Source organism: Prevotella communis, from assembly GCF_022024175.1.
GTDB lineage: Bacteria > Bacteroidota > Bacteroidia > Bacteroidales > Bacteroidaceae > Prevotella > Prevotella communis.
This window is the reverse complement of record NZ_CP091794.1, coordinates 529,418-541,736: the sequence shown is the minus strand read 5'-3', so window position 1 is coordinate 541,736 and position 12,319 is coordinate 529,418. Positions and strand designations below refer to the sequence as shown.

General features: G+C 49.3%; 10 protein-coding genes. 3 read left to right on the top strand and 7 right to left on the bottom strand.

Annotated features, from left to right (window positions below):
• Window positions 1–40: 40 nt before the first annotated feature.
• Genes L6466_RS02115 through L6466_RS02095 form a run of 5 tightly spaced genes read right to left on the bottom strand, consistent with a single transcriptional unit; the run spans window position 41 to window position 4,838 of the window.
• Window positions 41–1,006, bottom strand: a complete 966-nt coding sequence (locus L6466_RS02115) for an AAA family ATPase (protein ID WP_237793493.1) — start codon at window positions 1,004–1,006, stop codon at window positions 41–43.
• Between the two features lie 46 nt (window positions 1,007–1,052).
• Window positions 1,053–2,240 carry a DUF4350 domain-containing protein gene (locus L6466_RS02110; protein ID WP_237802226.1) on the bottom strand — a complete coding sequence of 396 codons (1,188 nt, stop codon included), beginning with the start codon at window positions 2,238–2,240 and terminating at the stop codon, window positions 1,053–1,055.
• Window positions 2,233–2,853 carry a DUF4129 domain-containing protein gene (locus L6466_RS02105; RefSeq protein ID WP_237802227.1) on the bottom strand — a complete coding sequence of 207 codons (621 nt, stop codon included), beginning with the start codon at window positions 2,851–2,853 and terminating at the stop codon, window positions 2,233–2,235. Before L6466_RS02105 ends, L6466_RS02110 begins: the two co-directional genes overlap by 8 nt.
• Before the next feature lie 30 nt (window positions 2,854–2,883).
• Window positions 2,884–3,867, bottom strand: coding sequence for a hypothetical protein (locus L6466_RS02100; protein WP_143005706.1), 984 nt, complete (start codon window positions 3,865–3,867; stop codon window positions 2,884–2,886).
• A gap of 2 nt (window positions 3,868–3,869) precedes the next feature.
• Window positions 3,870–4,838 (bottom strand): stage II sporulation protein M, encoded by a 969-nt coding sequence (locus L6466_RS02095; protein ID WP_237802228.1) that lies wholly within the window; start codon window positions 4,836–4,838, stop codon window positions 3,870–3,872.
• Between the two features lie 109 nt (window positions 4,839–4,947).
• Between L6466_RS02095 and L6466_RS02090 the strand changes: the two genes are divergently transcribed.
• Window positions 4,948–5,661 (top strand): RDD family protein, encoded by a 714-nt coding sequence (locus L6466_RS02090; protein WP_237802229.1) that lies wholly within the window; start codon window positions 4,948–4,950, stop codon window positions 5,659–5,661.
• Window positions 5,662–5,685: 24 nt separating this feature from the next.
• Here the strand turns inward: L6466_RS02090 and L6466_RS02085 are convergent, their stop codons facing one another.
• Both L6466_RS02085 and L6466_RS02080 read right to left on the bottom strand, forming a co-directional pair.
• Window positions 5,686–7,176, bottom strand: coding sequence for an OmpP1/FadL family transporter (locus tag L6466_RS02085; protein WP_237802230.1), 1,491 nt, complete (start codon window positions 7,174–7,176; stop codon window positions 5,686–5,688).
• A gap of 180 nt (window positions 7,177–7,356) precedes the next feature.
• The gene (locus L6466_RS02080) at window positions 7,357–9,411 is read right to left on the bottom strand and encodes an HD family phosphohydrolase (RefSeq protein ID WP_237802231.1); all 2,055 of its coding nucleotides are present in this window, start codon (window positions 9,409–9,411) and stop codon (window positions 7,357–7,359) included.
• Between the two features lie 107 nt (window positions 9,412–9,518).
• Between L6466_RS02080 and gltX the strand changes: the two genes are divergently transcribed.
• Both gltX and L6466_RS02070 read left to right on the top strand, forming a co-directional pair.
• Window positions 9,519–11,081, top strand: a complete 1,563-nt coding sequence (gene gltX / locus L6466_RS02075; RefSeq protein ID WP_237793500.1) for a glutamate--tRNA ligase — start codon at window positions 9,519–9,521, stop codon at window positions 11,079–11,081.
• Window positions 11,081–12,307, top strand: coding sequence for a 3-deoxy-D-manno-octulosonic acid transferase (locus L6466_RS02070; protein ID WP_237802232.1), 1,227 nt, complete (start codon window positions 11,081–11,083; stop codon window positions 12,305–12,307). Before gltX ends, L6466_RS02070 begins: the two co-directional genes overlap by 1 nt.
• Window positions 12,308–12,319 lie beyond the last annotated feature (12 nt).

Below are 12,319 nucleotides of genomic sequence, written 5' to 3'. Positions count from 1 at the left end.
TTATTATGTTATTGTGTCTTTAAAACATGTTACTATGTCTTTACTTTGGTACTTCTACCTTTTCGATGAGTCGTCGTACGGCCTTGAGAGGTGTGATACCCTCCATCTCAGCCTCAGCCGTAAGGATAAGGCGATGCTGCAAGATGCTGGGACACACAAAGCGTACATCATCAGGCGTTACGAAGTCACGCCCCTGCAACAACGCATAAGCCTTAGACGCCTGCAACAAGGCCACAGAGGCGCGAGGCGATGCACCTAAGAACACCGCTTTGCTCTGGCGTGTCTGCATCACGATAGCAGCGATATAACGCAACAAGACAGGATCCACAAAGACAGCGTCAAGCATCTGACGCAGTTGTACGAGTTCCTCCTTAGTGACAACAGGTTGGATATTCTCCAACGAAGTGAGACGCTGGTTGGCATGATGACGCTCAAGGATAGCCACCTCCTCCTCAAGCGAAGGATAGCCCATCGTTATCTTCATCATAAAACGGTCGGTTTGTGCCTCAGGCAACTTATAGGTGCCCTCCTGCTCTACCGGGTTCTGCGTAGCGAGGATGGTATAAAACTGCCCCATAGGATGGGTAGTGCCGTCGATGGTGACCTGACGCTCCTCCATCACCTCAAAGAGAGCCGCCTGCGTCTTTGCAGGCGCACGATTTATCTCGTCCACCAATACGATATCAGCAAATACCGGACCGGCATGGAAGTCAAAATCAGACGTCTTCATGTTAAACACGTTGGTGCCAAGCACATCAGACGGCATCAAGTCGGGCGTGAACTGCACGCGACTGAATTTTGCATCGATGAGTTTTGACAACAGGCGTGCAAGTAATGTCTTCGCCACACCAGGCACACCCTCGAGCAGTACGTGACCGTTAGCCAGTACGGCGGTGAGCAGCAAATCAATGTTTTCCGACTGTCCCACGATGACTTGAGAAATTTGCTGGCGCAACTCCTCGATGCGCGCTGCAAACTGCGTGAGGTCAATTCTTTCTTGTTCCATATAGATTACTTTTTTACCTTTTCTACCTTTTTACTTTCTTACTTTTCTATAACGACTGAAGAATACGGTTCAGCTCGTTGATATAGTATTTCAGCGTCTTATCAGGAATGACATAATTCCCATAGGCATACTCACGAATCTCGCTGAGCAGTTGCTCATCTTCAGCAGAGATACGCACATTCTGTCGACGAATCTCCTCCGTGGCATACGCCAGTTTCTTAGCCAGCAGTCCCGCATTATCGTGCTGTTGCCAATAGAGAGAACCGATGAGACGAACAAACTCCAGGTTGCGGTTCTCGGGCTTCCTCACAACAGGAATCACACGTTGACGACGACGAGCCGTGAAGACACAAAACAGCAAGAGAGCCAAGATTGAGAGATAGAGTGCCCAGCGTAATGGCGGATGCTTCAGCATCACGTAAAACAGACTCGACTCTGTCATCGCCGTACCACTGACATAACTCTCCATACGGATGACGGGATGAACCTTCAACCTGTCCATCAAGCGCGCCTGCAACAGACTACCCTGCCCGCTGATAGTCATATAATTCGTGAAAAGCAGCGGTGCCGAAACAATAATCAGTTCGCCCCTACCACGCTTGAAAGAAAGGGCAACAGGACGTTCCCCCTCACCATCAATCGCTTGACTAATAGCTTCATACCCAGAGAACGCCAACAACGTGTCACAAACCACACTATCATTACCTTCGAAGGTGTTAGGTATCAGTTGTGCATAAGCAGAAACAGCGAGTGGATGGTGCCTGTAGTTTCCCCTTTTCCCTTTCCACCGCAGCGCCCCCTTCTCTATATTTTTTCCAGCAAATTTAGAGATATTAAATGCACTGCTATTGAATACGGAACTGATATGCAGAGTATCACACAGAACAGCGAGACTCTTTGCAGCCAGGAGAACCGTATGCCCCCGCTGCACCAAAGCCAACAACTCACCCACATCTTCCTTACCCATTGGGTCCTCCGTAGCCACCAGTATAGACTTCGGCTCCTTGAATGTGCTGTCGCGCTGCAACTGCCACACCGTCTTCTTCGTGACGCTGTAGCCCCGAGGCATAGACGAATGCATCACACTATCAAAGAGCATACATCCGAAGGGCTGCCCGTCTGTATGACTAAACGTAGGTATCCACACGAACTTAGGTGAGGTGCGAAACTCGATGGCAAAGACGATGCCGAGGAGTACCAGGATACCGATGATGAACTTCGTGCGATTAGTCATGAGTGGCAGGTGTTAGCTGTTGGGTAACAGACAATTGTAAAGAAAGCATCTCTTCGAAAAGCGCCTGAGTAGCCTCAAAGTTACCATAGCGCACACGGATAAAGTGTTGCGACATGGCAGTAAAGTCAGACTTGTTGACCTGACGCATATATTCCACCGGCGTCTTTGACGGTTGCCAGTTAATCAATTCAGCATTTTGCAGATGCCATAACGTCTGCAGATAGACAAGGCGCACAGCCATGCGATAATCCTGAGCCTGCACAGCCTTAGCGATATCGCCCTTAAAATCGACGCCATAGATGGTATCCTCCTGCACCTCATACGTCAGATCGTCCCCCTTCTCATTACGTATAAAGAGTTTGGGACGTAGTTGCCAGTAAAGGAAAACCAGGAACAGCACCACCAGCACACCTATACCTATTAATATATAATTGGTAACATCATCGCTCAGCACGATATCCAGGTGGTCGAACACCCATTCGTTGATGACACGCCGAAGCCACTCCAGCAGACTCTCGCCACCACTGTTTATCTCGCGGTCGTAGTCGTACTGCGAATCAGACTGCAACGCAGTCATGAGTTCCTGGTCCAGTTGGAGTGTATCTGCCGTCATCGTTAGAATACCAAGTAGTGCCAGTGGATATTAGAAATTATCAAACTCGTCAAACTTCTCGATGCGCTGAGCCACGCCCTTACCGTCAATCTTCTCGCTGGCATGCCCATACTGGATAGTGACAGCCACAAGCGTGAATATCTCTGAGAGCATATAGCCCAGATACATCAGGATACAAGTGAGATACTGGATGAAAGCAAAGACAAACGAATGCAGGAAAGGCTTATCCATATCATTGCTCAGCGTAAAGAACATCTTCACCATCGACAGGATATACCAAGGCATCATGGTGACAGTCTGGACAACACTCGACAGGATACCTACCACAAACAACAGGGCAAAGAGGCCGCCCCAGGTAGCAAAGCCCAGACGGAATCCCTTTTTATAGGCTGCAAAGACTCCTATCTCGTCTTCCAACAGATAGATGGGCGAAACCATCATCATTGGGAGGAGCACAATAACCAGCACGACATATAAGAAGATGACGCCTAATATGCTAATCACCGCGCCAAACTTCGCCCCTACGGAGAAGGCGATTGCTATCACAGCAACAAAGAGCAAAGCGACAACAACGGCCAGTGCCACACCCACCAGCGACTCTATACAACCCCGCTTGAAGCAGAAAAACAAATCGTCACGGAAATCGGCATAGATGATATCCTTCAACCGCTGTGGATTGCGCATATAGACACGAATCATAGCAAAGATGAACGCCTGCAACAGGATGACAGAAAAGAGACCTAGCACAACACTGGCTACAGTCGATAAGCCATATAGCCACGCATCCGAGGAACTAAACGCATTCGGATTCTCTGCGAGGGTAATCAATTTAAAATAGCCCTCAAAGAAATGATTGAACGGCAATGCCACCACGATACTCGTAGGCAGCATCAGGTACAAGAAGTATTTCAGCAGAGAGCGCCAGTTGTCACGCAAGAAATTAAACGTATCTGTGAGTTTCTCTGTAAATGTACGAACACGGTACAACTCAATTTGGGGAGTTTCTATTTGCATGATTATCTTTGATTTGAGGTTTGAGATTTATTTCTGAAGTAAGGCAGTACTATATAATAATAGATGATAAACGCGGCAGAAAGCAAGATGATGGTCAGTCGGCCCATATCAGGCCACTCCGTATGACGGGTGAGGAATCCCTCAATGAAACCAGCCACACAGAATAGCGGCACCGTGCCAATCACGATCTTCAATCCACGCTTGGCACCACGTCTGAACGAATACAATCGGGAGTAAGTGCCGGGAAACAGCCACCCGTTGCCCATGGCGAGCCCTGCGGCACCAGCCACGATGATAGCCGATATCTCGATAGTGCCGTGCAGCCAGATAGCCAAAGCCGACTCCCACAGCAGTCCATGCTGTGCAAAGAAGGTCTGAAAGGCCCCCAACATGACCCCATTCTGCAGCAATATAAAACCCGTACCGAAACTGGTAAGCAGTCCCGATACAAAAGCCATGAACGCCACACCTATATTATTCTTGGTAATCATGAAGAACATGAGTCCCTCAGAACCACCGTCATAGACAGCCATCGGCGTACCATTCTCAATATTATTGAGCGTCATCTCCACATAACGGTTGCCCATCACCAGACGCGAGAAATCGGGGTCGAGCCATTGCGACAGCACACCGATGAGCGCACTTATCAGGAATATGACAAACGACAGACGCAGCTCCTTGCGGGCATCCCACATGATGAGCGGCACCTCCTGTGTCCAGAAAGTGACGATTCGCGACCAGCGCTCCCGCTTGTTGCGGTAGATATTCTGATGGATGGCAGAAGCCAAGTTGTTCAGATAAAGCGTGATACGTGACTGGGGGTAGTGCGTCTGCGAAAAAGCCAGGTCGGAAGTGACGTCTATATAAGCGTCAGCCATTTCGTCGGGAGTAGAGAGTGCCGGACTCTCAGCCACCGTCTCGTAACTGCGCCATTTGTCAAGGTTCTGCCGAATAAACGTTACTTCTTTCATCAATTTCCAGTTATCGAGCGACAAAGTTACAAAATAATTTGATAATTATGTGCAATATGTCAACTTTTTTATCTACTTTTGTCGCAAAAATACATATATAGCAAAGAAAATGGCAGAATCAGCTATCATCACAGGCCAATACGTGCGCCTTCAACCAACCGTTGCCAGCGTGGGCGACCGCATCCTTGCACAGATACTCGACTGGATTGTATTGTTTGCCTACGTCATGCTTGCCATCATTATAGCAGCAGATATCATCAAAACCGAGTGGTATTACATCATCACCATAGGCGTGATACCCCTGTTCTACACCCTCCTCATGGAAATATTCAACCAGGGACAGTCCATCGGCAAGATGATTATGAATATGCAGGTGGTGAAACTTGACGGCTCACGCCCCACGCTGGGTTCCTATCTGATGCGCTGGCTGCTGTTTATGATTGACGGACCAATGACCAGTTACATGGGACTCATCGTGATGGTACTCACCCGCAACAACCAGCGACTTGGCGACCTTGCCGCAGGGACGGTGGTTATAAAAAAACAGAAATACAAGAAGATACAAATCAGTCTTGACGAGTACGACTATCTCTCCAAAGGCTATGTGCCCCGCTATCCGCAGGCTGCCGACCTGTCCCTGGAACAGATAGACATCATTACGCACACCCTCTCTATGCAGCAAAGCGATTTTGCCGAGCGCACGGCCCAACTAGCCCGTAAGGTGTGCGAAAAACTGAATATCGAAAGAAAAGAAACGGACGATACAGCTTTTCTTCGCCGCATCGTCCGTGATTATCAATATTATGCTTTAGAGGAGATTTAACGATCCTCTCTTCGAGCACACCTTTCACAGCGTCACCTCGACACCCAAACCAAGTACGCTGTTGGTACGGGTAAAGCTATCCTTAATCAGCGGATTCTGCTGACTTACGCGGTCATAATTGGTATAGTTTGTCTGGAAGTAACCAGCCTTCAGCGTCACGTTGTCCGTAGCCCTGTAGCTCGTTCCAAAACCAATGCTGTAGCTGTTGACCACAAACGACATATCATTCATATAAGCATCAGTAAGTCCGTAGCGGGTCAGCTGTCCTCCCAAAGAAATCATGACGCGGTCGTTGACATCCCACTCAGCACCCAACAGATACTCGTTTGTATCGTGATCCAGCAAGTCCTGCGAGTTGTTATACCATGTGGTGCTCTTATCGAAATAGTGGTGCCAACCAGCATTCAAACGAACCTCATCCATGGGGCTCCACATGACACCCAGCGCCAACTGCGCAGGCTGATCCTCGCGAATTTCCTCACCATCGCGGAACTTATTCACGGCAGCAATCTCGCTTGCCTGGTTCACCGTTGACTCGTTCTTCATGTGAATCTCGGTTTTGAACTCATACTTAGCGGCAAAGTTGAACTTACCCATCTTGTAGTCGACACCAACGATAGGTGCAACACCCACACTCCACTGATTACACAACAGGTTCACACCCTGAGAATACTTCTGCAAAGCACCAAGACTGGCCTTTGTACCTTCAAGTTGAGCCTTCTGGGCAACGAGTGCAGCATACTGAGGTGCAGCAGTAGCCTGAGCTGCCTCGTACTGAGCCATGCCAGCAACTACCTGCGTCAGGCTAGCATCTACCTTTGTCTCTGCGCCTTGCAGGAAACTACCGAAGTCAACATAGCCTCCAGCCGTATTCACCATGATATTGCTGATTTTAGCCTTGTAGGTAGCTGTGCCGTAGAGAACACGCAGACCACCATATACAGCTAGATTCTCGTTCACCTTATAGGCAGAACCCAACTGAAAACCAAAATAATACTGGCGTCCCTGCATATAGCCATCCATATCGTAGCCAGAAGCACCAAGCGGTTTCAGCTGATTAGCAATGGCACCTACCGTGCTCTCGAAAGAACCCAGACCGTCAGCATATTCACATGCACCACCGCCGCCAGGTAGTGAGAAATTGAACTGCAAACTCCAGTTATTCTTATTCCATGCAGCTTGCAAAGAAGGCAGAAATGGTGCATCGGCCACGCCTTCAAAAATCTTAGTATCAGAACCGCCATTCTTCTTGCCCAAAGCCAGCACTGGGTTGGTAGAAGTGATGGTACGCGTCTGGTGAGCATACTGCCAGTTGAAACCAAGATGGAAACCTTCAGGCAGGAAAGCCACACCTGCGGGGTTACTATAAACACCATCGAGGCCAATAGCTGCATCACGTGCAGGATTGCGCAAGAAGTCAATACTCTGGTTTGTGTTGGTTAAGATACCACCAGCCTGTGCTGTTGTGGCGGCTGCAGCCAGCATGATGCCAGCCAGAATTACTTTTGTTTTCATATCCTTTTTAAACAAATCTTAAAAAATTCGGCTGCAAAGGTACGTTTGTTGTCGCACACAAAAGAAAAAAGTGTGCATATTTTAAACTTCATTAACCTAATAAACATTAAATCATGCACAAACTATAGCAGTTTGTGCATGATTTAATTGCACATTTAGTCCTTTTGGTGTGCAAATTATTCACTTTCTCATCTCCGGATAACTGATACGGGTATGATAGATAGTCTTCAATTTCTCAATCAAAACCGTCTTGGCATACTGGATATCGCGGAAGGTGATAGGACATTCATGGAAGAAACCGTCGTCCACCATACCGTCAATCAACTTATTCACCAGCTGACGAATGGTCTGTTCGGTATAGTCGGGCAACGAACGTGAAGCGGCCTCCACAGCATCAGCCATCATCAGGATAGCCTGTTCCTTGGTAAACGGATTAGGACCAGGATAAGTAAACAGAAGGTCGTCGACAGGCTGGTCAGGGAATTCATTCTTGTATTTGATATAGAAATACTTGGCCTTTCCCTGTCCGTGATGGGTGGCAATCAGGTCGCGAATCTGCACTGGGAGATTGTTCTCGTCAGCCAGTTTCAGTCCCTCTGTCACATGACTGATAATCATCTGGGCACTCTCAATATACGTCAACTGACTATGCGGACTGATACCACCCGACTGGTTCTCCGTGAAATAAATGGGATTCTGCATCTTGCCGATATCGTGGTAAAGGGCACCCGTACGAACCAGTTGCGGATTACCACCAATCTTACGGGCAATCTCAGCGGCCAGATTACCCACCTGAATACTATGCTGGAACGTGCCAGGAGCCACCTCACTCATCCGGCGCAACAGCACCTTGTTCATATCACTCAACTCTATCAGCGTGATATCAGAGATAAAGCCGAAGAACTTTTCTATGAGGTAGAGCATGGGGTACGAACAGAACAGCACGATGCCGCTGATGGCCAGGAACACATATTCCCCGCCATCAATACTTGAGAAGTCATTATGACGAATCAGGAAGATACTCAGATTGGTCAGCATGGCCATCATCGTGGTGACGATAGCCGTCCAGAACAGTTGCGAACGACTTGACAACTCACGCAGAGAGAATACCGCCGTAAGACCAGCAGCCAGCTGAACAGCTATGAATTCCAGCGGTCGCTGCAGGATAGACGCACAAATCAGCACCACAGCAGCATGGGCCATCACAGCCGTACGTGAGTCCATAAACACACGGATAAAGATGGGCACAATGGCAAATGGCAGGATATAGACATGCAACAGCGAATGATCTACCATCAAGGAAGCCAGTACCGTAGCCAAAATCACCAATGTGTACATCATCGCAATATGACGGGTGTGCTCAAAGAAATCCTTCCTGTAGAGTGTCAGATAGATGGTAAACATCGAAATGATGATGAGCACGAACAGCGCCTCACCGATAATCATCGAGGCGAAAGTCGAGTTCGACTGGTCACGGCGTTCCAGTTCTTTCTGATATGATTCTATCACCTGAAGGATTTCAGGCGTTACCACCTCACCCTGATTCACGATTTTCTGACCACTCTGTACCACCCCACTTGCCAGCGGAATGCTGTTCAGCAGTTCCAGGCGTGCCGCCTCACTCCGGTCTTCGTCATAGGTCAGATTGGGCAACAGGAACTCATTCAGGTCCAACTGTGCCAGCAATGTATGATAAATCTGCAACGACGGCGTATTCAGCAGTTCTTCATAGGCCTCTCGTGGCGTATAGACTTGTGAGATATTGATGACCGACACCTCCCTATCATCGATACGACGCAGGTTCTTCATCGTATCCGTCTCAAGTTCAAGCGGTTTCTTCGTATCCACGATACCCTTTTCATAGAGCATATCGAAAGGAGTCAGCACCAGTCGCAGGAAGTCTGAGCCTAGTTCCGGATGTTTCTGCCAGATAAAATGCGAGAGGGCCGTTCTTTGCTGCTCAGCCACCGATGCGCTGTAGATGTAATAAGGCTCGAAATCCCGCATCACCTGTTCGCGTTCATGCTTCACGACACTGTCACTCTTATAGACAGGGAAATCAAAAGTTGCCGTCAGGTCACTGTAAAGCCACACCTTGTCGACCTCCATCTTGAAATTGGGCTTATTATCGCGTGGCATGAACCATACGATGACGGCCACCGTACACAACACCAAGGCCACACGCAGCGCAATATCACGCCAGGTCAGGTCTGTTTTTATGTCGAATTTACTCATATCACATCTAATTTGGTGGCAAAGATACAAATAATTCCTAATTCTTAATTCTTTATTCTTAATTTTTTCGTACCTTTGCACCCAAATTTGTATAATAATAAGGTATAATGACTGAAAGAAAAGTAAGGGTGCGCTTCGCACCGAGTCCTACAGGACCCCTACATATTGGCGGTGTGCGTACCGCTTTGTACAACTATCTCTTCGCCAAGCAGCACGGCGGCGACCTGGTGTTCCGTATTGAGGACACCGACTCTACACGCTTCGTGCCAGGTGCCGAAGACTATATCATCGAGGCCTTCAACTGGCTGGGTATCAAGTTCGACGAGGGTGTATCATTTGGTGGCAACTACGGTCCCTATCGTCAGAGCGAGCGTCGCGATATCTACAAGAAATACGTGCAGCAGTTGCTCGACAACGGCAAGGCCTATATTGCTTTCGACACACCAGAGGAACTGGATGCCAAGCGCAAGGAGATAGAGAACTTCCAATATGACAACAAGACACGCGGTCAGATGCGCAACTCACTGACACTGAGCAAGGAAGAGGTAGACCAACTGATTGCTGAGGGTAAGCAGTACGTCGTGCGCTTCAAGATTGACGCCGGCGAAGAGGTGCTGGTCGACGACCTGATTCGTGGTGAAGTGCGCGTAAAGAGCGATATCCTCGACGACAAGGTGCTCTATAAGAGTGCTGACCAGCTGCCCACCTACCACCTGGCCAACATCGTGGACGACCATCTGATGGAGATCACCCACGTGATCCGCGGTGAGGAGTGGTTGCCCTCTGCCCCACTCCACGTGTTGCTCTACAGAGCTTTCGGCTGGGAAGATACCATGCCCCGCTTCGCCCACCTGCCTCTGCTGCTGAAGCCCATTGGCAACGGCAAGCTCTCAAAGCGCGATGGCGACAAACTGGGTTTCCCTGTATTCCCACTGGAATGGCACGACCCCAAGACTGGCGATATCAGCAGTGGCTACCGTGAGAAGGGCTATCTGCCCCAGGCCGTTATCAACTTCCTTGCCCTGCTGGGCTGGAGTCCCGGCAACGACCAGGAACTGATGACACTCGAAGAGATGGTCAACCTTTTCGACCTTTCAAAATGTTCAAAGAGCGGTGCCAAGTTCGACCATATCAAGGCTGAATGGTTCAACCACCAGTACCTCCTTCGTCAGGCAGATGCTGACTGGTGTCCCGCTTTCGACAAGATCCTGAAGGAGAATGGCATTGAGGCCACTGCCGAGCAGGAAGCCGAGGTTGTGAGAATGATGAAGACAAAGGTGGTTGAGGTTGTCAACAACGACGGCACCAAGCGCAAGCGTAACATCTCGTTCGCCAGCGACCTGTGGCCCCTGACGAAATTCTTCTTCGTGGCTCCCACCGAGTTTGACCGCGAAGGCGACAAGTTCATCCGCAAGAACTGGAACGAGAACACGGCCGGCCAAATGCGCCAGATGACGGATGTGCTGGAGACCATCACCGACTGGAACGTGGAAGGTCTGAAAGCCGTTATCGACCCTTGGGCTGAACAAGCGGGCATCAAGCCCTGGAACGCATGGCGTATCGCCCTCGTTGGCGCCGGACAGGGTCCCGACATGTATGAGTTGGCTGCCTTCCTCGGTAAGGAAGAAACGATTCGCAGAACACGTAAAGCAATTGAGGTACTGGGCTAATGTATAATCTAGCAATATATCTCTATCTGCTCGGAGTGGCTGTCTACAGTCGCTTCAACGAGAAAGTACGGAAGATGTGGCGCGGTGAGCGCGACGCCTTCCGCATTCTCCGTGAGCAGGTAGATCCAAACGCCCGCTACGTATGGTTCCACGCAGCGTCACTCGGTGAGTTCGAGCAAGGTCGTCCACTGATGGAACAGATGAAGCGCGAGCATCCTGACATCAAAATTCTGCTCACCTTCTTCTCGCCTTCAGGCTACGAGGTGCGCAAGAATTACGAGGGAGCCGACATTATCTGCTACCTGCCACTCGACACCATCACCAACGCACGCCGCTTCCTGCGCACCGTACGTCCTGAGATGGCTTTCTTCATCAAGTACGAATTCTGGTATAACTACCTGCATATCCTGAAGCATCGTAACGTACCCGTATATAGCGTATCCAGCATTTTCCGCGACGGACAGGTATTCTTCCGCTGGTACGGTCGTCAGTACGGCAAGGTACTGAAATGCTTCACCCATTTCTACGTACAGAACGAGAAGAGCAAGGAGCTCCTCAATAAGATAGGTCTCAACAACGTGACCATCACTGGCGACACCCGTTTCGACCGTGTGCTCCAGATCAAGGAGCAGGCTAAGCAACTGCCTGTCATTGAACAGTTCACCAAGGGACAGAAAGTATTCATTGCCGGTAGCAGCTGGCAACCCGATGAAGACATATTCATCAAGTACTTCAATGAGCATCGCGACTGGAAACTGGTCATCGCCCCACACGTTATCGGCGAGGATCATCTGCAGCAGATAGAAAAACTGCTGGAAGGCAGGAAGGTTGTGAGATATACCGATGTTTCTGAGAACTCAAAGGATTTGGAAAACGCAGAGGCTCTGATTATCAACTGCTTCGGACTTCTGTCGAGCATCTACAACTATGCCGGCGTGACCTATGTTGGCGGTGGTTTCGGCGTAGGTATCCACAACACGCTGGAAGCAGCCGTATGGGATGTGCCCGTTATCTTCGGACCCAACAACAAGAAATTCCACGAGGCCCAGGGCCTGAAAACCTGCGAAGGTGGTTTCGAGATTACCAACTACGAGGATTTTGAACGCCTGATGAACCGTTTTGAGAGTGATGCCGACTACCTGAAGAACGCAGGTCAGCAGGCTGGCAACTACGTCAAACAGTTGTCTGGCGCCACCAAGCGCATTCTTTCTGATGTTAAACTATAAGACTAAACTTTA